17 protein-coding genes and 1 riboswitch are annotated in these 20,054 nt (G+C 68.9%); of the genes, 6 read left to right on the plus strand and 11 right to left on the minus strand.

The genetic code is table 11. The features are described from left to right. Nucleotides 1-11: 11 nt before the first annotated feature. Nucleotides 12-2,951, minus strand: coding sequence for a ribonucleoside-diphosphate reductase subunit alpha (locus tag CCO03_RS10940; RefSeq protein WP_087280994.1), 2,940 nt, complete (start codon nucleotides 2,949-2,951; stop codon nucleotides 12-14). A 400-nt stretch (nucleotides 2,952-3,351) separates the two neighbouring features. Further along, nucleotides 3,352-3,605, minus strand: a riboswitch (cobalamin riboswitch). A 196-nt stretch (nucleotides 3,606-3,801) separates the two neighbouring features. Between CCO03_RS10940 and CCO03_RS10945 the strand changes: the two genes are divergently transcribed. Continuing rightward, on the plus strand, nucleotides 3,802-4,599 hold the full coding sequence (locus CCO03_RS10945; RefSeq protein ID WP_087280996.1) for a TFIIB-type zinc ribbon-containing protein: 798 nt from the start codon (nucleotides 3,802-3,804) through the stop codon (nucleotides 4,597-4,599). A 130-nt stretch (nucleotides 4,600-4,729) separates the two neighbouring features. Here CCO03_RS10945 and CCO03_RS10950 read toward each other — a convergent pair whose 3' ends face one another. From CCO03_RS10950 to CCO03_RS10960, 3 genes are all read right to left on the minus strand, one after another. Beyond that, nucleotides 4,730-5,815, minus strand: a complete 1,086-nt coding sequence (locus tag CCO03_RS10950) for a TauD/TfdA family dioxygenase (protein WP_157667644.1) — start codon at nucleotides 5,813-5,815, stop codon at nucleotides 4,730-4,732. Nucleotides 5,816-5,892: 77 nt separating this feature from the next. Beyond that, nucleotides 5,893-6,735 (minus strand): class II aldolase/adducin family protein, encoded by an 843-nt coding sequence (locus CCO03_RS10955; protein WP_236903777.1) that lies wholly within the window; start codon nucleotides 6,733-6,735, stop codon nucleotides 5,893-5,895. Between the two features lie 2 nt (nucleotides 6,736-6,737). Further along, complete coding sequence (locus tag CCO03_RS10960) at nucleotides 6,738-7,721, minus strand: tripartite tricarboxylate transporter substrate binding protein (protein ID WP_087280999.1); 984 nt, start codon at nucleotides 7,719-7,721, stop codon at nucleotides 6,738-6,740. Between the two features lie 235 nt (nucleotides 7,722-7,956). Between CCO03_RS10960 and CCO03_RS10965 the strand changes: the two genes are divergently transcribed. The 3 genes from CCO03_RS10965 to ybiB all read left to right on the plus strand — a co-directional run bounded on the left by CCO03_RS10965 (nucleotide 7,957) and on the right by ybiB (nucleotide 10,582). After that, nucleotides 7,957-8,856 carry a LysR family transcriptional regulator gene (locus CCO03_RS10965; RefSeq protein ID WP_087281001.1) on the plus strand — a complete coding sequence of 300 codons (900 nt, stop codon included), beginning with the start codon at nucleotides 7,957-7,959 and terminating at the stop codon, nucleotides 8,854-8,856. Nucleotides 8,857-9,235: 379 nt separating this feature from the next. After that, the gene (locus tag CCO03_RS10970) at nucleotides 9,236-9,604 is read left to right on the plus strand and encodes a thioredoxin family protein (RefSeq protein WP_157667645.1); all 369 of its coding nucleotides are present in this window, start codon (nucleotides 9,236-9,238) and stop codon (nucleotides 9,602-9,604) included. A gap of 54 nt (nucleotides 9,605-9,658) precedes the next feature. Beyond that, nucleotides 9,659-10,582, plus strand: coding sequence for a DNA-binding protein YbiB (ybiB, locus tag CCO03_RS10975; RefSeq protein WP_087281005.1), 924 nt, complete (start codon nucleotides 9,659-9,661; stop codon nucleotides 10,580-10,582). A 130-nt stretch (nucleotides 10,583-10,712) separates the two neighbouring features. Here the strand turns inward: ybiB and CCO03_RS10980 are convergent, their stop codons facing one another. From CCO03_RS10980 to CCO03_RS10995, 4 genes are all read right to left on the minus strand, one after another. After that, on the minus strand, nucleotides 10,713-10,958 hold the full coding sequence (locus CCO03_RS10980) for a hypothetical protein (RefSeq protein WP_087281007.1): 246 nt from the start codon (nucleotides 10,956-10,958) through the stop codon (nucleotides 10,713-10,715). Between the two features lie 106 nt (nucleotides 10,959-11,064). Next, entirely contained in the window at nucleotides 11,065-11,421 is a 357-nt protein-coding gene (locus tag CCO03_RS10985; RefSeq protein ID WP_087281009.1) for a heavy metal-binding domain-containing protein, read from the minus strand. A gap of 380 nt (nucleotides 11,422-11,801) precedes the next feature. Then, on the minus strand, nucleotides 11,802-13,100 hold the full coding sequence (locus CCO03_RS10990; RefSeq protein WP_087281011.1) for an O-acetylhomoserine aminocarboxypropyltransferase/cysteine synthase family protein: 1,299 nt from the start codon (nucleotides 13,098-13,100) through the stop codon (nucleotides 11,802-11,804). Between the two features lie 693 nt (nucleotides 13,101-13,793). Then, on the minus strand, nucleotides 13,794-14,036 hold the full coding sequence (locus CCO03_RS10995; RefSeq protein WP_087281013.1) for a TIGR04438 family Trp-rich protein: 243 nt from the start codon (nucleotides 14,034-14,036) through the stop codon (nucleotides 13,794-13,796). Nucleotides 14,037-14,144: 108 nt separating this feature from the next. On the opposite strand from CCO03_RS10995, the gene CCO03_RS11000 reads away from it, so the two are divergent. Beyond that, nucleotides 14,145-14,450 carry a c-type cytochrome gene (locus CCO03_RS11000; protein WP_087281015.1) on the plus strand — a complete coding sequence of 102 codons (306 nt, stop codon included), beginning with the start codon at nucleotides 14,145-14,147 and terminating at the stop codon, nucleotides 14,448-14,450. A gap of 475 nt (nucleotides 14,451-14,925) precedes the next feature. Here the strand turns inward: CCO03_RS11000 and CCO03_RS11005 are convergent, their stop codons facing one another. The 3 genes from CCO03_RS11005 to CCO03_RS11015 all read right to left on the minus strand — a co-directional run bounded on the left by CCO03_RS11005 (nucleotide 14,926) and on the right by CCO03_RS11015 (nucleotide 18,650). After that, complete coding sequence (locus CCO03_RS11005; RefSeq protein WP_236903778.1) at nucleotides 14,926-16,323, minus strand: malonyl-CoA decarboxylase; 1,398 nt, start codon at nucleotides 16,321-16,323, stop codon at nucleotides 14,926-14,928. 157 nt (nucleotides 16,324-16,480) lie between these two features. Next, entirely contained in the window at nucleotides 16,481-17,293 is an 813-nt protein-coding gene (gene lgt / locus CCO03_RS11010) for a prolipoprotein diacylglyceryl transferase (RefSeq protein WP_087281018.1), read from the minus strand. A 214-nt stretch (nucleotides 17,294-17,507) separates the two neighbouring features. Next, complete coding sequence (locus CCO03_RS11015) at nucleotides 17,508-18,650, minus strand: NAD-dependent epimerase/dehydratase family protein (RefSeq protein WP_236903779.1); 1,143 nt, start codon at nucleotides 18,648-18,650, stop codon at nucleotides 17,508-17,510. Nucleotides 18,651-18,711: 61 nt separating this feature from the next. Here CCO03_RS11015 and CCO03_RS11020 point away from each other — a divergent pair, with 61 nt between their 5' ends. After that, complete coding sequence (locus CCO03_RS11020) at nucleotides 18,712-19,782, plus strand: CDP-6-deoxy-delta-3,4-glucoseen reductase (RefSeq protein WP_087281022.1); 1,071 nt, start codon at nucleotides 18,712-18,714, stop codon at nucleotides 19,780-19,782. The last annotated feature ends 272 nt before the right edge of the window (nucleotides 19,783-20,054 follow it).

The raw sequence follows: 20,054 nt of genomic DNA on the forward strand, positions 1-20,054 counted from the left end.
GCTGCGCGAGCTCACTGGCAGGCTTCACAGTCCGGGTTGTCGATGGCGCAGAACTTCACATCGCTCGCAGGCAAGGCGCTGGCCAGAATCGCTTGCTCGGCAGCACTCAGGCCGGCGCTCGCCGGCGTGGCGCCGCTTTGCACGGCATTCAGGCTGCTGCGGTTCACCGTGGATTTCTCGGCCTGCGTGGCGCTGGTGGTGCGCAGGTAGTACGTGGTCTTCAGTCCGCGCACCCAGGCCAGCTTGTAAACGGCATCGAGTTGCTTGCCTGACGCCCCTTGCAGGTAGAGGTTCAGGCTTTGTGCTTGGTCGATCCATTTCTGTCGGCGCGACGCGGCTTCCACCAGCCACTCCGGTCCCACTTCAAACGCCGTGGCATACAGCTGCTTGAGCCAGTCGGGCACGCGCGCGATGGCGCCCAGCTGGCCGTCGTAATGCTTGAGGTCCATGACCATGACGGCGTCCCACAGGCCCAGGCCCTTCAGCTCACGCACCAGGTGCTGGTTGATGACGGTGAACTCGCCCGAGAGGTTGGACTTGACCGAGAGGTTGCCAAAGCACGGCTCGATGGAGGCATCGACCCCCACGATGTTGGAGATGGTGGCCGTGGGCGCAATGGCCACGCAGTTGCTGTTGCGCATGCCGTGTCGGGCGATCTGCGCCCGCAGCGCGTCCCAGTCCAGGGTTTGGCTGCGGTCCACGTCCAATTCACCGGGCAATCGGGTATCGGCCAGACGGCCCAGCGTATCCAACGGCAACTGCCCCATGCTCCACAGCGACCCCTCGTAGCTTTCGTAGCGGCCGCGCTCCGCAGCCAGCTCGCTCGACGCGGCGTAGGCGAAGTAGCACACGGCTTCCATGCTGCGGTCGGCAAACTCAACCGCGCCCGCGCTGGCATAGGGCAGGCGCAGCTGATACAGGCAATCCTGAAAGCCCATGATGCCCAGGCCCACTGGGCGATGGCGCGCGTTCGAGGCGGCGGCCTGCGGCACGGCGTAGTAGTTGATGTCGATGACGTTGTCCAGCATGCGCATGGCGGTGCGCGCCGTGCGCTGCAGCTTGGCCAGGTCCAGCGTCAGGAAGGCGCCCGCATCTGCGGCCTGACTGTCACCCTGGGCCGATTCGACCAAAACCAGGTGGCGCGCCAAATTGATCGACCCCAGGTTGCACACGGCAATCTCGTCGTCGCTGGTGTTCAGCGTGATCTCGGTGCACAGGTTGCTCGAATGCACCACGCCCACGTGGGGCTGCGGCGAGCGCAGGTTGCACGGGTCCTTGAAGGTGATCCAGGGGTGGCCGGTCTCGAACAGCATCGAGAGCATCTTGCGCCACAGGTCCTGCGCCGGAATCCGCTTGAAGTGCGCGATCTCGCCGGTCTGCGTCCTGGCCTCTGCGGCTTCATACGCGGCGTTGAAAGCGTTGCCGTACAGGTCGTGCAGTTCGGGCACGTCCGAGGGCGAGAACAGCGTCCACTCGGCCTTGGCCAGCACGCGGCGCATGAACAGGTCGGGAATCCAGTTCGCCGTGTTCATGTCGTGCGTGCGGCGGCGGTCGTCGCCGGTGTTCTTGCGCAGCTCCAGGAACTCCTCAATGTCGAGGTGCCAGGTCTCCAGGTAAGCGCAGACGGCGCCCTTGCGCTTGCCGCCCTGGTTCACGGCCACGGCGGTGTCGTTCACCACCTTCAAGAAGGGCACCACGCCCTGCGATTCGCCGTTGGTGCCGTGGATGTGGGCGCCCAGGGCGCGCACGCGGCTCCAGTCGTTGCCCAGGCCGCCCGCGAACTTGGACAGCAGCGCGTTGTCGCGGATGGCGCCGTAGATGCCGCCCAGGTCGTCCGGCACCGAGGTCAGGTAGCACGACGAGAGCTGCGAGCGCGGCGTGCCGCTGTTGAACAGCGTCGGCGTGCTGCTCATGAAGTCGAAGGACGACAGCAGCTCGTAGAACTCGATGGCGCGCGCGTTGCGGTCGTCCTCGCGCAGGGCCAGGCCCATGGCCACGCGCATGAAGAACTGCTGCGGCATCTCGATGCGGCGCTTGGCGATGTGCAGGAAGTAGCGGTCGTACAGGGTCTGCAGGCCCAGGTAGTCGAACTGCTCGTCGCGCTCGGCCCGGAGCACGGCCGCCAGGCGCGGCAGGTCGAACCCGCGCAGCTCGGCGTTCAGCAGATCGGCCGCGATGCCACGTTCGATCAGCGCGGCGAAGTGGGTGGTATAGGCCGATTGCCGATCATGAGCCGGCACCGTTTCACCCCATACCTCACGAGCCACGCTGTCCAGCAGCAAGCGGGCCGACACCTGGCTGTAGCCCGGATCAAGCTCGATGCGCGTGCGCGCGGCCAGCAGCAGGGCCTTGTCCACCTCGGCCTCGGCCACGCCATCGTAGAGCGTGCGCTCGGCCTCCTGCATGACGGGCGCGGGCTGCACGTCGGCCCCCAGGCCCCCGCAGGCGGCCGCCACCCGCTGTGCCAGCGCAGCCAGGTCCAGCGGCACCAGGCTGCCGTCGGGCCGTCGCACCCGCAGGGTGGTGGCTGCTGCCGAGGCGCCCGTGCGGGCCGCCTCCAGCGTGGCCAGGGTCGCGCGCTCCTGGGCGCGGGCCTCGCGGTACAGCACGTAAGCACGTGCCACGTCGTGGTGGCCGGAGCGCATCAGGGCCAGCTCCACCTGATCCTGTACGTCCTCGATCAGCAAGCTGCCGCCTGTGGGCTTGAGCCGCTGCAAGGCGCGCAGCACGGTGTCGGTCAGGGCTTCCAGGTCGTCGCGCGTGCTGGCCGCGGTGACCACGCCGGCGCCCTTGACCGCCACAAAGGCCTTGCCCATGGCGACGGTGATCTTGGCGGGCTCGAAGGCGACGACATCGCCCGAGCGGCGCTTGAGCCGATAGGCCAGCCAGGCGGCGGGCTCGCAAGACAAGGTGGCAACGGCATCCGCCGCAGGAGACAAGGTTGCAGACATGGGCACTCTCGAAAGGCAGTGGGTGGCATGAAACGCGCAGGCGGCACGCCGTGGCCGTCCAGGCCGGACGGCCACCAGCCAGGCGAAGCCAAGCCGCCTGCGCGCAGGAGGGACGCGGACCAGCGAGCCAGGGCTACGCCGGGCCGTGGATCAAAAAGAGAGGGTCAGCGCCCGCGTTGCGGGGCGAAGGATGGGGGGCATGCCGACGCAGATGCCCAGGTCCTGGTGCACCACGCGTCAACGGGGTGCACAGGACGCGCCATGCAGTGCACGGCAATCGCAAAAGGGGAACTCAACAGACGCGCGGCAAACGCTGCCGGCCAACACCACACAGGCATGGCGTACTCCTTGTGCCGGCGACCCCGCCTGGCATGGAAGGTGAAACACTCGCCGCGCGCGATGCGCGGCGTCGCTGTTGGCCGGTATCCAGACTGGTGGGATCCATCGATCGGCCTTCCCAAGGCGCAGGGCTTTCCTGCTGACCTCAGTGGCCCATCCTGATCGACGGCTGCGTGCAGACGCAGCACCCACTTACTGTTGCGGGGGCAGTGCATTCGAGGGACGGCAGCTGTGCAGCCACCGTCACCGACCATGCTTCCCGTTTAACCCTGCTCCACGATGTGGAACAGCGGCACCAACGGCGCGATTCTATGTCACGCCCCCGGCAGCTCGCCCAAAATCCGCGCCGCGGCCGCGGGCAAATCGCCGTGCCAAGCACCCGCGCAAGCCGGCAACACCGGCCCGCGTCAGAGGGTCAAGCACGCAAACGCCCTGGCGTGAAAAATCTGCCACACCCGAGGGCGTCGAGCGACCAGCGATGACACCGCTTTGCGCAACAATCGTCGCTGCCATGTCCAGCCCACACCCCACGGAAACCGCGCTCACCTGCCCCAGCTGCAAGGCCCGCCAGTCGCCCGACGCGGCGCGCTGGCCGCGCCTGCATCCGCACGTGCTGACCAACGGCCTCAGCTGCCAGCTGTGCGAGCAATGCCTGGGCATGCTGGTGGACATCGCCGAATACTCGACCTGGGTGGCGCGGCAAAAGCCGCTGCACGCCTCGGCCGATCCCGAGACCGCCACCGCCCTGCCCGAGCTGACGGACGCGGCCGAGCGCGTGCAGAGCTGGCAGGCCCTGGCGCTGCCATCGGCCCTGCCCGTGGCCCTGACCACCGAGGGTGACGAGCCCGAACTGGGCGAATGGGCCGATTCGCTGCCGGCTCCGCTCAAGCCCCGCAGCGCCGGCCCGGCCGCGCCAGCAGGCGGGGCCGCGGGCACGGCCACCGGCGACAGCCTGCACGCCCTCGTCTGCCCCAGCTGCCAGCGGCTGATGCTGCGCTACCGCGTGACCGAGCCCGACATCGGCCTGGATTTCTGCTTCGCCTGCACCCTGGTCTGGCTCGACCACGGCGAGTGGGAGCTGCTGGCCCAGCAGGGCCTGCACCTGAAGATCACGCACATCAGCACCTCGTACTGGCAGCGCAGCCAGCAGCGCCAGCGCCTGCAGGCCCAGCGCGAGGCTCACCTGCGCGAGCTGCTCGGCGATGCGGCCTTCGACCAAGCCATGGCCTTTCAGCGCTGGCTGGCCCAGCAACCCGAGCGCGAGGCCATCCTGCGCTTTCTGCGCAGCGACCCGCCGCTGGAGGCCTGATGCACATTCAGAGGTATATCGCCATTTTCATTGAAACCAAAATGAAAATGGCGGATACCCATTCAAATCCTCAAGCAAAGCCGTTCAAAAGCCGTCGGCTGGCCGCATCAGTTCGCATGGGCCGAACGCCTCAGTTCAGCAGCGCCACCTGGGTTTCGCGCTCGCCCTCATAAGGGTTGCGGCCATGCCAGACCTGCAGGTTGTCGACCAGCATCACGTCGCCGGCCTGCCAGCGCCAATGCACGGTGCGCGCGGCGCAGGCGGTGTCGATCTGGTGCAGCTCCTCGGCCGACAGCGATTCGCCGGTGCCCAGCGTGGCGCCCGTGGGGTGTTGCTGCGTGGCGCGGATCTGACGCGACAGCGCATCGCTTTGCGATTGCGGCCGCATGTGGATGACCGAGCGGTACAGCAACTGGCCGGTCTGCGGGTGGCTGACGAAGGGGTCCAGCGGCGTCAGCAGCGTCAGGCTGCCATCGGGGTTCCAGATCGGGGTCAGGCCTTTGTGCGCGCACAGCCGCTCCACGTCCTGCGGGTCGTCGGTGAAAAAGGCGTGGTTCCAGCCGCGCAAGTCCATGTGGGCGTAAGTGGGCTGCAGCGCATCCGACTTGGGGCCGTAGTTGGTGGCCATGCGCGTCTTGTGCGCGTGCAGCTTGGCGACGGCGGCCTGGGGCAGCCCTGCCACCAGGGTCCGCATGTCGCCGATGGTGGTTTCACCGCCCCTGGCCGCAATGCGGCGGGCGAAGAAGGCCAGGCGGCGCGGGTAGTCGCGCATGTAGGCCATCTCGGAATGCAGCGCCAGCTGCACGCTGGCCTCCAGGCGCGTGGCCTCCATCACGTCGCCCTTGACGGCCGAGCGCGGCGCGCGGCCGCCCGCATAGTCGCCCGTGAACTTGGGGAATTCGGCCACCAGCGCGGCGAAGTCGTCCGTCTCGGCGATGGGAAAGCCGCGCAGCACCACCGTGCCGTGGCGCACGATGAGCGCGTCGATGATGGGACGGACCTGGGCAAACCAGGCGCGGAACGCGGCCCGGTCCCGCAGGCCGTCGTCGGCGCATTCGATGAAGAGCGGCGCCTGGCCGGGTTCACGCTCGTGGCAGCGCACGCGCGCATCCAGGCCCAGGGCGCTGGCGTCCAGCAGCCGCGGTGTTTCAGGCAGGGCGCGGCTGGTGTAGGCCACCACGGGGCGGTTCATGGGCGCGTCGATCACGGTGTGCATGGGATTCTCAATCAATGGGGTATGGATGGATTCCCGTTCAAATTTGAACGGCAATGGCGCAATACTGCGCATCAATGTCAATGCCGGTAGCGTGTGTCAAGGCGGTCCAGCTCGCGCCGCACGGCGGCCCATTCGCGTTCGCCCCGGATGGCGGCGCCGCGTGCAAACGCATCGCGCGTGGCCTGCACGGCAGCCGCGTCGAACTCGATCACCTGCCCGGCTCCGGCCGCCATCGCATCGACCTGCACCTTGCAGGCCGACTCCAGCCAGTAGATGTTGAAGAACGCCTCGGCGATGGTGCGGCCGCACACCAGCAGCCCGTGGTTGCGCAGGATGACGGCGTTGTGCGGGCCCAGGTCATCGACCAGCGCCTGTTGCTGTTCGGGCAAGACCTCGGGGCCTTGAAAGTCGTGGTAGCCGATGCGGCCATGGAACACCGCCGCTTGCTGCGAAATGGGCCGCAGCCCGCCTCGCATGGCCGAGACGGCCGTGCTGGCCCGCGTGTGCGTGTGCAGCACACACACCGCATCGTGCCGCGCGGCGTGCACAGCGGTGTGGATGACGTAGGCGGCCGGGTTCAGGCCGAAGCCGTCGTCCGGCTTGTACAGCACCTCGCCATCGAGCCGGATCTTGTAGAGGCTGGAGGCGCAGACCTCCTGGTACAACAGGCCGTAGGGGTTGAGCAGGATCTGGTCGGGCTCGCCCGGCACACGGGCCGTGATGTGGTTGTAGATCAGGTCCGTCATGCCATACCGGTGCAAGGCGCGGTACAGCGCCGCCAGGTCTTGGCGCATGGCCCATTCCGCGTCCGACACACCGGCCAGCGGCGAACGGGTGGGGCCAGCCGTGCAAGGCGCAGGCCCAGGCGCGGCGGGTTGCGGCATGGCAGCCGCCAGGGGGGATCGCAGCAGGTCGTTCATGCTCACTCCATCGCCAGGCCCAACTCGCGCATGCTGCGGCGGTCGGACTCGTGCTGCGCCAGCGCGTACTGGCGATAGGCCTGGCTGCCCTCGAAGCGGTTGGGCATGGATTCGATGTCCAGCGCTCGCGCATAGGCCGCGTCCTGCGTGGCTAGCCTGAGCGCCTGCTCCAGCCGGCTCACCACGGCTTCGGGCAGGTTGCGCGGCCCGGCCAGGCCGATGGTCGAGCGCACCACGATGTCGTAGCCGGTCTCTTTAAAGGTCGGCACCTGCGGCCACCGGGGCAGGCGCTTGTCCTCAGCCACAGCCAGCAGGCGCAGCTTGCCGCCATTGGCCATGGCGCCCCAGCCCGCCTCCAGCATCACGTCGACGTGGCCGCCCAGCAGGGCCGTCACGGCATCGGCCCCGCCCTTGAACGGCACGTGGTTGAGCTGGATGCCGGCCTGCTGCTGCAGGCGATGGATGGCGATGTGACCCAGGGTGCCGCTGCCCACGACGGCCACGCTGAGCTGGCCGGGATTGGCCTTGGCAAAGGCCACCACCTCGGTCAAGGACTTGAACCGCGAGGCCGTCGGCACGGACAGCGCATAGACGTAGCTCGTCAGGCCCGCCACGTAGCTGAAATCCTGCGCCACGTCGTAGCTCACCTTCTGCAGATGCGGCAGGCGGAACACGGCGGGCGTGATCATGGCCAGGGTGTAGCCGTCGGCGGCGGCGCTGCGCGCCATCTGCGACGGCGCCAGCGTGCCGCCGGCACCTGGCTGGTTGTGCACCACCACGGGTTGCCCCAGGTCCTTGCCCAAGGCCGCCGCCAGTGCGCGCAGCTGGGCATCGGTGGGCCCACCGGGAGGAAACGGCACCACCAGCGTGATGGGCTTGCGGGGCCAGGCGTCGTTGGCGTGCGCGGGCCAGGCGGCCAGGCCGAGCAGGCCCGCGGTCAGCTGCAGGGCAGCGCGGCGGCGGGGATGGGAGGTGGGCAGGGTCATCGAGGAGTCTCCAGGAAATCGGGGGTGCCGTGCCGCCTCGGGGCGGTCTGGTCACGGCTGCGGACTGTAGGCAGCGCAGCGGTTTCCCGAAATTCCCATTCAAGGCATGGCGATTCCATGGTGGAATCACACTCGCGCGCCACATGGCGATTTTTCGCCCATCCAAACCCAGTAACTCGGTACAGTCGATGGCTCATCATCGATAAGCACGCCATACCCATCGAACCCGTTCCACATGCGCATCGACGACCTGCACGCCCTCATCGCCCTGAGCCAGCACCCCAGCCTGCACGCCACCGCCCACACGCTGGGGGTGACGCAATCGGCGCTGTCCAAGGCCCTGGCCCGGCTCGAGGCCCAGGCCGGCGCCACCTTGTTCGAGCGCAGCAGCCAGGGCATCGCCATCACCGCCATGGGCGAGACCCTGCTGCGCCACGCGCGCCAGGTGACCCAGGCCATGCACGACCTGGAGACCGAGCTGGGCGACGAGCGCAGTGCGAAAGCGGGCTTGATCCGGCTGGCCGCGCTGCCGCACCTGGTGCCCTCGTTCATCACGCCGCTGCTGGCCGAGTTCCACCTGAAGCGGCCCATGGCGCGCTTTTCCATCCGCACCATGCTGAGCCCGCAGCTGCTGATCCACCTGGAAGACGGCCTGGTGGACCTGGTCATCGCGGCCAAGCCCGAAGCCAGCCACCCCGGCCTCGCCAACGCCAGCCTGGGCCTGCTGGACGTGTGCATGGTGGCGCGCGCCCGGCACCCGCGCCTCACGCAGCTGCGCAGCCTGGGCGACCTGGTGCACGAGCGCTGGGTGCTGCCCGATCGCGGCATCTACCTGCGCCACTGGTTCGAGCAACTGTTTGCCCGGGCCGATTTGCCCCTACCCCCGGTCGCGGTGGAGAGCAGCCATTCGCAGCTGGCCTTCACCCACCTGCTGCGCCAATCGGACCTGCTCGGCCTGGTGCCGCGGCAGCACCTGAGCCAGCCCGAGGGCCAGGGCCTGGCCGCCTTGCCCGGCGTGGACATGGCCGCGCAGTACGACCTGCACGTGTTCTGGCGCGCCAAGGGCGTGTTGAGCCCGGTGGCCCGCGAGTTTCGCGACGCCCTGCTCGCACGCGGCCAGGACGCGCCGCTGTGAGCGTGGCGGGATGCCAGCGCGCGCCCGTCGCTCACACCGCCAGCGACCACGGCTGTGGCATGGGGCAGCCACAACGAATCCCGTCGCAACTGGTCAAGCCCGATGAAGCCGCCTCACTGCGCCACGCGGCGACCCAAGGCCCGCCAAGCCGCTGATCTACCCCAGCAGTCTGCCCGGTTGCCGGCCCCGCAAAGCAGCTTGTCCTGCGCACCGACAACGCCGGCCTTCACCTGCAGCTTCATGCGCTCGGTGCATCCGGCGCTTCCCCCACAGCGGTGCCTACGCAGCCAACCCGGGGCAGCGGGACCACAGGATGCCGCTCGTCGGCGACCCTGCCCGCCACCATTGCACAATCGCGGCTTCACACCGCCACCGCACCATGAGCCCCTGGACCGACTCCGAAGCCGCCCTGCTGCAGGATCTGCTGCGCAGGTCCCTCGCCGATGCGCACGGCTCCCAGGCCAACCGGCCGCAGGCCGACGCGCCGCAAGCCGTGTTGTGCCTGTGCGCCGAATGGTGTGGCGTCTGCCGCGAATTCCGCGCCGCGTTCGAAGCCGCTCAGGCCGACCATCCCGAGTGGCTGTTCCGCTGGGTCGATGTCGAGGACGACGCCGAGCAGCTCGATGAGCTGGACATCGAAACCTTTCCCACCCTGGTGCTGGGCTCGGCCACGCGCACCGTGTTCGCGGGCCCGGTGCTGCCCCAGGCCGGCGCGCTCGAGCGTCACCTGCGCCTGCTGACGGCCTGAGCCCCTGCGGCGACCGGTTGTTTGTTGTTTGCCTGTTTCCGGCCCCACGATCCCATGTCCATCTCCTCCTACATCAAAGAAATCGGCCGCGGCAAGCGAGGCGCCCGCGACCTGTCGCGCGAGCAAGCCGCCGACCTCATGGCGCAGCTGCTGGACGGCCAGATCAGCGCGCTGGAAATCGGCGCCTTCTGCATCGCCATGCGCGTCAAGGGCGAATCGCCCGAAGAGCTGGCGGGCTTCCTCGACGCCGTGCAGCCGCGGCTGGCCCTGGTGTCGACGGGGGGTGCGCCCACGGTCGTCATCCCCGCCTACAACGGCGCGCGCAAGCTGCCCGCGCTGGTGCCGCTGCTGGCCCTGCTGCTCGCGCGCGAGGGCGTGGCCGTGCTGGTCCACGGCTCGTTGAGCGAGGTGAACGCCGACGCCCGAGTGACCAGCGAGAGCGTGCTGCGCGAGTTGGGCATCGATCCCCTGGCTCAACCTGGGCCAGTGGCCGCCGGCCAAGTGGCCTACGCCCCCACGGCGGTGCTCAGCCCTGCGCTGGACGCGCTGCTGCAGGTGCGCCGCACCCTGGCCCTGCGCAACAGCGCGCACAGCCTGGTCAAGCTCATGAACCCCGTCCAGGGCCCCGCGCTGATCCTCACCAGCTACACGCACCGCGAATACATCGAGCCCATGGGCCACACCCTGCGCCTGGTCGGCCATGCGGGCCTGATCCTGCGCGGCACCGAAGGCGAGCCCGTGGCCGACCCGCGCCGCACGCCGCGCATGGATGCCGTCATCGGCCAGGACCTCCTCTGCGTAGACGAAGGCGAAACGGGCTCGCTGGCCAAGCTGGACGAGCTGCCCACCGACGTGAGCGCCGCCAGCACCGCGCGCTACACGCGGGCTGTGCTGGCGGGCGAGCTGCCCCTGCCCGAGCCCATCGCGCGCCAGCTGCGCCACGTGCTGGCCCTGCTACCGCGCCTGGCCCAATCCTAGGCCGGGCGGGCAACGCCGCGATCCGGCCGTCCGCACCTCCATCGGGCAACCGAAGGCTGCACGCACACCGCCCCAGGTCGCCAGGGTGCACGTAACACCCTCACGGCGCTGCGCCGTCGGTGGCGGTCACTCACTCGAAGAGGTCGAACAGCGACCAGTCGTGCATGGCACCGGGCGACAACGCCTCGGCCAACTCGGCCTTCATGCCGGCGTGGTCACACACCTCGCCCTGCTGCGCGTGCAGGCGGTCAAAGTCGCTGTGGGTGTTGAAGAAGGCGTGCGACCCGCACGCCACATCGATCGAGATGCCCTGGCGCTGATGTGCCGCCCGCACCTGGCCGACGGTGTAAAAGCGCTGCTTGCCGTGGTGGCGCACAAGTCGTCGCCCACCTTCTGGATCTGCCGCCGCGCCTACAGAGGCCGCGTGGCGCATGCAGGCGGCACACGCACCGACCCTGCGCCGGACTGGGCCTGACCGCCGCTCACGCCATCCTCACCGCCGTGCCAGTGACGGAGACCAGCATCATGCCGTTGGTCTCGCCCAGCACCTCGTAGTCGAAGTCGATGCCGACGATGCCATTGGCACCCAATTCCTGGGCGGCGGCCTTGGCATCGGCCAGCGCCGATTCACGCGCGCCGGCCAGCGCGCGTTCGTAGCCGCCGGCACGCCCGCCAACCACGTCGCGCACGCTGGAAAACATGTCGCGGAAGATGTTGGCGCCGATGACGGCCTCGCCATTCACCAGCCCCAAAAACTGGGCAACCTGGGCACCGCCCTGGCCTTGCGGCACCACGGTGGAGAGGAAGAAATCGTCGGAAGATTTGGAGAACCAACCCATGCATGCCTCGCTTGCGGCGCTTGCTCGCGCCCACGGTGCGCACCGGCCCGGTGCCGGCAGCGCAGCAGCAGCATAGCAGCGGAGTGGCCGCCCAACAGGCATGCAGCCCGTCGGCCGCTGCAGTCCCGCGGTGGCGGATGCCAAGGGGCCGGCCAAAGCGCACCGCGCGTTGGCAGCAGCAGTATACCCAGCATTCCGCTTCATCGAAAACGGAGATGGGCACATACTGCCTGTCAACTTCAAGTTCCTTCAACCTTGGTCAGGCCTGCCAGCACGTGCGCCGCACGCGCCTGACGGCCTGAATCGGGCTGCTCCTGAGTCGCCGCAGATGGGCCAAGCCCTGCCCGCTCGCCACGGGCCAGGGCGAGCACGGCGGGCCGTCAGACCTTGGCCAGCGCCTGGTCCAGGTCGGCGATCAGGTCGTCAACGTGCTCGATGCCCACGCACAGACGCACGGTTTCCTCTTTCACGCCGGTCTTGGCCAGCTCCTCGGGCGACAGCTGGCGGTGCGTCGTGCTGGCCGGGTGCGTGGCCAGCGACTTGGTGTCGCCGATGTTGACCAGGCGCGTGAACAGCTGCAGCGCATCGAGGAAGCGCGCGCCCGCCGCACGGGCGTCGTCGCCCGGCGCCGATTTCACGCCGAATGTGAACAGGCCCGAAGCCCGCCCGCCCATGTATTGCTGGGCCAGCGCGTGGTCGCGGTGGCTGGCCAGGCCGGCGTAGCTGACCCACGACACCTTGGGATGCGTTTGCAGCCATTCGGCGACTTTCTGCGTGTTCTCGCAGATGCGGTCCATGCGCAGCGCCAGCGTCTCGATGCCCTGCAGGATCTGCCAGGCGTTGAACGGCGAAATGGCGGCCCCCATGTTGCGCAGCGGCACCACGCGCGCCCGGCCGATGTAGGCGGCGGCGCCCAGCGCCTCGGTGTAAACCACGCCGTGGTAGCTCACGTCCGGCTCGTTCAGGCGCGGAAAACGCTGCTTGTGCTGCGCCCACGGGAATTTGCCGCTGTCCACGATGATGCCGCCCAGGCTGGTGCCGTGGCCACCCATGTACTTGGTCAGCGAATGCACGACGATGTCGGCGCCGTGCTCGAACGGGCGCAGCAGGTAAGGGCTGGCCACGGTGTTGTCCACGATCACCGGCACGCCGTGCTTGTGGGCAATGGCCGCCACCTTGGCGATGTCGGTCACGTTGCCGGCCGGGTTGCCGATGGACTCGACGTACACGGCCTTGGTGCGCGCGTCGATGAGCTGCTCGAAGCTGTCGGGGTCGTTGTGGTCGCCAAAGCGCGTCTCGATGCCGTATTGCGGCAGCGTGTGCGCGAACAGGTTGTAGGTGCCGCCATACAGCGCCGTGCTGCTGACGATGTTGTCGCCGGCCTCGGCGATGGTCTGGATGGCATAGGTGACCGCCACCTGGCCCGAGGCCACGGCCAGCGCGCCAATGCCGCCCTCGAGCGCCGCCACGCGCTGCTCCAGCACGTCGGTGGTCGGATTCATGATGCGCGTGTAGATGTTGCCGGGCACCTTCAGGTCGAACAGGTCGGCGCCATGCTGGGCGCTGTCGAAGGCGTAAGCCACGGTCTGGTAGAGCGGTACGGCGACGGCTTTGGTCGTGGGGTCGGGGCTGTAGCCGGTGTGGACGGACTTGGTTTCGAACTTCCAGGTGTCGGACATGAGGTCTCCTGTTGCGCTGATTGGCTGAAGGCAGATCAACCAATCGGCAGTATGGTGCATTCACCGTTCATTGTTGAACGCCAATGAGCGCATACCCATATGCAAAATACGCACATAGCCTGGGCATGCGACGCCAACCTGCCGCGCCCAAGGCGATGCAGGCGATCACGGGACGTTGCGGCGAAGCATACCCGCAGCCAGCGGCGACTGGCACCACGGTGGTGCCAGTCGGGATCGCGCCATGGCGGCGCGGCAGGCGTTTCGGCGCAACGACAGACCGGCACCGTGAAGGATGGGTTGCGCGGGCGACGGGATCAGGCTTTGGCGCCGGACTGGCCCACGACAGGACAAGCCGCCGCTGGCGAGATGAAACAGCAATGGGGGTCTGGCCGGGCCCCGCACGGCCTGCCAGCGGCGGCGTGGATTGCGCGGGCGTCAGCTTGAAGCAACCGAGAAGGTCGAGTTGTACGCCTTCTTCAACCGCATGAACTTTGGCGGTTCAACGCGGTGCCCGCCGTCGGCCCGGATGGGATCGAGACCGGGCATGGCCGTGCTCCAGGCCAGATGGCATCCGGCGGGGCGGGAATGGGGGTGCGGGTTTGGTGCCGAGGGGCGTAAGACGCGCTGCGTCCTGATCCCGGGTGGCGTCCGCCAGGGATGCGCGGGCATTCGGGGCGTCCCGGGCTCAAGGCCTCAGCGGCGCGGCCCGCGCAGCTGCTCGCGGTGCTTTTCGATGCGGGCTTCGCGCTGGGCGTCTTCGCGTTCCATGGCCTTGCGTTTGGTGTAGCCCGACCAGTCGGCCCAGGACCACCAGAGCACGGCGAGGACGAAGGGGATGGAGACCCAGCCCAGCTGCTCCCACGTCCAGTTGTAGACCGGGCCGAGCTTGTACCACTGCCAACCGAAGAGGGCCACGCCAATGCCCAGGAACCACATGACATACCCCTTTTTGTAAACTGATGCGCTTATGCTACGTCAACCCACCCGGGATTGAATGCGTTTAAGCATTGGTTTTTCGCAGTTTTTCAGCAAAGAGCACAGCCCATGAAGAAGACCCTCGTCGCGCTTGGCGCCCTGGTTCTGGCAGCGGCCCCCGCCATGGCGGACGAAGCCCTGGCCAAAGCCAAGAACTGCATGGCCTGCCATGCGGTGGACAAGAAGGTCGTGGGCCCGTCCTACAAGGACGTGGCCAGGAAGTACCAGGGCGATGCCGCCGCCGTGAGCAAGCTCACCACCAAGATCCTCAAGGGCAGCAGTGGCGTGTGGGGCGCCGTGCCCATGCCCGCCAACGCCGCCGTGTCCGAGGCCGACGCCAAGAAGCTGTCGGAATGGATCGTGAACCTCAAGTGAGCCCGCAACAGCTCCGCAGCTGACCCATGGCCACGGCGCGCCTTCGATCCGCTCACGGTCGTGTCGGATCGACTGGCTAGACAAACCGGAACATCCTGCCGTCATCCCATGCCCCCACGCCGCAGGTGAACCGGTACGCATCGCCGTGATCGCGCGCTTGCCGTCGTCCGTTGGACGCACTTCCTGCAACAGCCTTCGACCGTGTTGCCCTGTCAGGCCGGCTGCCTGGCATGGGCGGTGCGAAAATCGGCATGGATGGAGGGTATGCCTCCGCAGCCATTGGTTCGAAAAAGCAAACCGGGTCATACACCGGATCACCGGCAAGCCCTCAGCCCACTCGACGTTCAAGCCCGTTCAGCACGCGATCAAACGCGGCTCGGCGCGGCCGCAGCGGCCATCTGGCATGGCCCGAAGGGCACGCACCTGACCATGCCTGTGCCGCAACCGGATCACACCCGCCACGCCCCTACCGCCCTCAGTCCAGCCGCGCCAGCACGGCCTTGGACGCGGGCACCTGCTCCTGCGCCAAGGCCTGTCGGTGCTTGTCCAGGCGCTTGAGGTCGTACAGGTAGTTGACCATCAGCCCCCAGGACTGGCGGCGTCCCTTGACCGACAGGTCGGCCGCCCAGTTCAGGCGCTCGACACAGGCGCCGTTGCCCAGGTGGAAACGCGCCACCGGGTCCAGCGGCTTGCCGCGGCTGAATTCGCGCACCAGGTAGTGCGCCGCCATCTGCAGCAGCCAGGCGCGCGCCGCAGATTTCTCGTGCCAGCTCGCCAGATCGGCCTGGTCCAGCGCCTGCAGCACGGCCTCGCCCGTGGGCGGCTCGGCCTCCAGGCCCAGGGCGTCGGCCAGGGCCTGCCTGGCTTTGGTGGGCAGCGCGGCCACGCGCTCGGGCGCTTGCGCACGCAGCCAGCGCGCAAAGCCCGGCAGCGGCGACAAGGTGGCGAAGTGCTTCACGTTCGGCAGGTCCTGCTGCAGGGCCTCGACCACGCGTTTGATCAGCGAATCGCCAAAGCTCACGCCCTTGAGCCCCGGCTGCGTGTTGCTGATGGAGTAGAAGACGGCGTGGGTGGCCCGCGCCAGGTCGGCCGGCTCGGCGTGCTCGTCCAGCAGCGGCGCCATGTGGTCGGCCATGCGCTCGCCAAAGGCCACCTCGACGAAGATCAGCGGCACGCCCGGCAACCGCGGGTGAAAAAAGCCGTAGCAGCGGCGGTCGGCGTCCAGGCGGTTCTTCACATCGGCCCAGCTGGTGATGTCGTGCACCGCCTCGTACTGGATCAGCTGCTCGACCAGCGAGGCCGGCGAATCCCAGCTGATGCGGTCCAGCCGCAGCGAGCCCAGCTCGAACCAGCTGGTGAACAAGGCCTCGAGCTCGGCGTCCAGCGGCAGCAGGCGGCGGTCGCCGGGCAAGGCCTGGAGCAGCTCGCCCCGCAGGTCGACCAGGAAGCGCATGCCCTGCTCGAACGCGGCAAAGCGCTGCAGCAAACGCCCGCGTGGCGACGCCAGGGCCCGCCGCAGGCGCACCTCGGCAGCGCCCTGCTCCTGCGTGCCCCAGGCACCGTCGAGCTGCAGCCGGGCGCACTCGATCAGCTCGGCGTCGGGCGCAAATTGCTCGGCCAGCAGCAGCCAGAAATCCTGCCGCTCGGCCGGGCAGGCCTGCGCATACCAGTGGGCGAGGTGCTCGGCCTGCTTGGCGGCTTCGACATCGCTGCGGGCTTCGGCGATGCCGTGCAGGTCGGCCAGCAGTTTGCGCAAGGCGCGCGGCGACAAGGCCTCCTCGCTGCGCCGCAGGCTCACGGCCAGGCGCGTGCGGGTGGAACGGGGTTGGGCGGCCGCAGCCTCGGGTGCGGTGGATGTGGCAGATTCAGTCAAACCGGTTCTCACACAAACAAGTTTGGGTATGAACCCGCAGTCGGTGGTGACACATCGGCAGCGGACCCATACCCCATGGACACAGACGGACACGAGGTCGATTCAGACCCCATTGTTCCACCTTGGGCAGCGGCCTGTCCCGGCCCTGCTCAAGCACTCACAGGTGGCGTGGCTGCTTGCGGCCCCACAGCCAGATCAGCAGGCCCGCCGCCATCATGGGCACGCACAGCCACTGGCCCATGCTCAGGTTCATGGCCAACAGGCCCAGGAAATCGTCGGGCTCGCGGAAGTACTCGGCCACGAAGCGCAACAGGCCATAGCCGAAGAGGAACGCCCCGCTGACCTGGCCCAGGCCGCGCGGCTTGCGCGCGTACAGCCACAGCAGCACGAACAGCAGCAGGCCTTCGAGCAGGAACTGGTAGATCTGCGACGGGTGGCGCGGCGCGGCGCCGGCCTGCGGAAACACCATGGCCCAGGGCAGCGACGGGTCGGCCAGGCGGCCCCACAGCTCGCCGTTGATGAAGTTGCCGACGCGGCCCGCGGCCAGGCCGGTGGGCACACAGGGCGCCACCAGGTCGGCCACCTCGAAGAAGCGGCGACCGCGCAGCTTGGCGAACAGGCCCATGGCGGCAATCGTGCCCAGCATGCCGCCGTGAAAGCTCATGCCCCCCTTCCAGATGGCGAACACCTCCAGCGGGTGCGCGGCGTAGAACTCCGGCTTGTAAAACAGGCAGTACCCCAGCCGCCCGCCCAGGATGGCGCCCATCACCCCCATGAACAGCAGGTCCTCAACATCCCGCGCCGTCCACGGGCCCGGCATGGAGACCCCGGCAAACGGCTGCTGGCGGATGCGCACGCGCGCCAGCGCATAGAACAGGGCAAACGCCACCAGGTAGGTGAGGCCATACCAGTGCACGGCCAACGGACCGATCTGGACCGCCACGGGGTCGATGTGGGGATAAGTCAACATGGCCGCGATTGTGCCTGCGGCGCCTGGGTCGGCCGCTTCGGCATTCCGTGCCGGGCCAAGGGTTTCGGGGCACACGGGTGCCGGATGGCGGGTTGCATGCCGCCCCCGCCTCAACCCCGTTCATCATCCGCCACTGCGGATCTGGCACGCCCCACGCTCAAGCAGTATGCACCCCTTCTCGTTTTGAAATGAACGGGCATGGCACCATACTCCGTTACAACGCAATCAACCCCTGCAACACCTGCGGATGCCGCAACACCAGCCGCAGCTCGTGCTTCATGCGCGTGTTGCGCAGCCGGCGCGATTCGCGCAGAAAACTCCATTGCACGGGCGAGACCTGGGCCTGCAGCACCTGGGCCGACAGGCGCGGCGGGCGGGGCAGGCCAAACAGGTCGGCCGCGGCGTCGAAGTAGTCGCCGGCCTTGAACACGCTGTCGTCGCACACCTGCACCACGCGCTGCGGCCGGCCCAGGGCCAGCGCCCGCAAGGCGGCCCGCGCCAGGTCGTCGGCATGGATGTGGTTGGTGTAGACGTCGTCCTCGGGCAGCAGGCAGGGCGTGCCGCGCAGCAGCCGGCCGCGCGGCGTGCCGCCCTCGCGGTCGGGCGCGTAAATGCCCGGAATGCGCAGGCACGAGACGCGTGTGGACCAGGTGCTGCGGCGCGCCAGCGTGCGCAGGCTGCGTTCGGCCGCCACGCGGCGGCGCGCGCGGGCGCTTTCGGGGTTCACGGCCCGCGTTTCATCGAGCCAGGCGCCGGCGCAGTCGCCATACACCCCGGTGGTCGAGCCATAGACCAGCGCACGCAGCCGGGTGTCCTGATGGCGCCAGCGCAGGCGCCTGAGGCGCCGCGCCAGGCGCGAGGGCGGCTGTCCGCCCTGCCCCGCCGCCAGCCCCAGCGCACGCGCGCGCCGCTGGCGCCGGCCCTGCGCCGCCAGCCACACGCGAGCCAGGGCCTCGGTGCGCGGGTCGGTGTCGCCCCGGCCGGGCGGCGGCGCCAGGTGCAGCCCCCACGTGGCCAGCGCGCCCAGGCGCTGCAGCGGCCCACGCCGGCGCGGGTCGTCGAGGTCGCCCACCAGCGGCGTGACGCCCAGCGCGCGCAGGGTCTGCAGGCGCTCGGGACTGCCGCCGGAGGTCAGGGCGCGCACGGTGACGCGCCCCGCCGCCACGCCCGACGGCGCCGGCCGGCCCTGCAGCAGCCGGGCCACGCGCGAGCCCACGTCGCCACAGCCCACGATGAGCACACGCAGGCGCCGGAAACGCGCCGGCAAGGCGCCCTGCGGCGGCGTGGCGGGCCGGCGCGAGGCCGTGCGGGCGGGGGCAGGCCGGGCAGAGGTGGTCCGTACCGCAGGAGGTGGCATGGGGATTGGGGGCAAAATCGGGGGCTTTTGAGCGCGAAAGCCCACGAGCATAGACGAGGTCATGAGCCATCACATCACGGTGCGCCCCAGCGGGCGCGAGTTCCAGTCCGACCCCGGCGAGACCCTGCTCGCCGCCGCCATCCGCCAAGGCATCGGCCTGCCCTACGGCTGCAAGGATGGCGCCTGCGGCTCCTGCAAGTGCCGCAAGCTCGAAGGCACGGTGGTGCACGGTCCGCACCAGGAAAAAGCCCTGTCCGCCGACGAGGAAGCCCAGGGCTTCGTGCTGACCTGCTGCGGCGTGGCCGAGGGCGACGTGGTGCTGGAGTCGCGCCAGGTGACCAGCGAAGGGGCCTTCCCCATCAAGAAGATGCCGGCGCGGGTGTTCCAGCTCGAGCGCCTGAGCCACGACGTGATGCGCATGACCCTGCAGCTGCCGGCCTCCGACGTGCTGCAGTACCACGCCGGCCAGTACATCGAGTTCATCCTGCGCGACGGCAGCCACCGCAGCTACTCCATGGCCAACGCGCCCCAGCACATCCTGCGCGCGCCCTCGCCGGGCGCCACGCCGGTGCCCATGGTCGAGCTGCACATCCGCCACATGCCGGGCGGCAAGTTCACCGACCAGGTCTTCGGCAGCTTGAAAGAGCGCGACATCCTGCGCATCGAGGGGCCGTTCGGCAGCTTCTTCCTGCGCGAGGACTCGGATAAGCCCATCGTGCTGCTGGCCTCGGGCACGGGGTTCGCGCCCATCAAGGCCCTGCTGGAACACATGCAGGTCAAGGGCATCCGCCGCCCCGTGACGGTGTACTGGGGCGGCCGCCGCCCGCAGGACCTGTACATGGACGGCTGGCTGCGCGAGCAGGCCGGCCACATGCCCGAGCTGCGCTACGTGCCCGTGGTGTCCGACGCCCTGCCCGAAGACGGCTGGACCGGCCGCACCGGCTTTGTGCACCAGGCCGTGCTGGACGACCTGCCGGACCTGTCCGGCCACCAGGTCTACGCCTGCGGCGCGCCCATCGTCGTCGATTCGGCCCGCGCCGCCTACCTGGCCCAGGCCGGCCTGCCCGATTGGGAGTTCTATGCCGATGCCTTCACCAGCGAAGCCGACAAGACCCACACGGTGTCGGACTGACGCGGCCCGCGCAGCGGCGCGACCCGGCACGCCAGCTCGTGTGGCCCGCATGACCCGTCTGGCCCTTGTGGCCCGCCCGCCGGCCAGGTCGATGCGGCCTGGGCCCCAGAGCTGCCCGGGCTTGCTGTGCACACCGGCCGGTTGGCCTACCCCGCTGAGTCGCCGCTCAGCCGGTTGCCCTGCCCCCGATTCGTCGGCCAGAGACCTGGTCGGTACAACAAGTCACTCCGCCAATCGCCTGACCCACGGAGTATGAACCTCTTGCCGTTTTG

The organism is Comamonas serinivorans, assembly GCF_002158865.1.
Classification (GTDB): Bacteria; Pseudomonadota; Gammaproteobacteria; order Burkholderiales; family Burkholderiaceae_C; genus Comamonas_E; species Comamonas_E serinivorans.

What these genes read in the sequence shown, in the direction of transcription:
- CCO03_RS10940 (WP_087280994.1), bottom strand. Translation starts at nt 2,951, where the DNA reads ATGTCTGCAACCTTGTCTCCTGCGGCGGATGCCGTTGCCACCTTGTCT.
- CCO03_RS10945 (WP_087280996.1), top strand. Translation starts at nt 3,802, where the DNA reads ATGTCCAGCCCACACCCCACGGAAACCGCGCTCACCTGCCCCAGCTGC.
- CCO03_RS10950 (WP_157667644.1), bottom strand. Translation starts at nt 5,815, where the DNA reads ATGCACACCGTGATCGACGCGCCCATGAACCGCCCCGTGGTGGCCTAC.
- CCO03_RS10955 (WP_236903777.1), bottom strand. Translation starts at nt 6,735, where the DNA reads ATGAACGACCTGCTGCGATCCCCCCTGGCGGCTGCCATGCCGCAACCC.
- CCO03_RS10960 (WP_087280999.1), bottom strand. Translation starts at nt 7,721, where the DNA reads ATGACCCTGCCCACCTCCCATCCCCGCCGCCGCGCTGCCCTGCAGCTG.
- CCO03_RS10965 (WP_087281001.1), top strand. Translation starts at nt 7,957, where the DNA reads ATGCGCATCGACGACCTGCACGCCCTCATCGCCCTGAGCCAGCACCCC.
- CCO03_RS10970 (WP_157667645.1), top strand. Translation starts at nt 9,236, where the DNA reads ATGAGCCCCTGGACCGACTCCGAAGCCGCCCTGCTGCAGGATCTGCTG.
- ybiB (WP_087281005.1), top strand. Translation starts at nt 9,659, where the DNA reads ATGTCCATCTCCTCCTACATCAAAGAAATCGGCCGCGGCAAGCGAGGC.
- CCO03_RS10985 (WP_087281009.1), bottom strand. Translation starts at nt 11,421, where the DNA reads ATGGGTTGGTTCTCCAAATCTTCCGACGATTTCTTCCTCTCCACCGTG.
- CCO03_RS10990 (WP_087281011.1), bottom strand. Translation starts at nt 13,100, where the DNA reads ATGTCCGACACCTGGAAGTTCGAAACCAAGTCCGTCCACACCGGCTAC.
- CCO03_RS10995 (WP_087281013.1), bottom strand. Translation starts at nt 14,036, where the DNA reads ATGTGGTTCCTGGGCATTGGCGTGGCCCTCTTCGGTTGGCAGTGGTAC.
- CCO03_RS11000 (WP_087281015.1), top strand. Translation starts at nt 14,145, where the DNA reads ATGAAGAAGACCCTCGTCGCGCTTGGCGCCCTGGTTCTGGCAGCGGCC.
- lgt (WP_087281018.1), bottom strand. Translation starts at nt 17,293, where the DNA reads ATGTTGACTTATCCCCACATCGACCCCGTGGCGGTCCAGATCGGTCCG.
- CCO03_RS11015 (WP_236903779.1), bottom strand. Translation starts at nt 18,650, where the DNA reads ATGCCACCTCCTGCGGTACGGACCACCTCTGCCCGGCCTGCCCCCGCC.
- CCO03_RS11020 (WP_087281022.1), top strand. Translation starts at nt 18,712, where the DNA reads ATGAGCCATCACATCACGGTGCGCCCCAGCGGGCGCGAGTTCCAGTCC.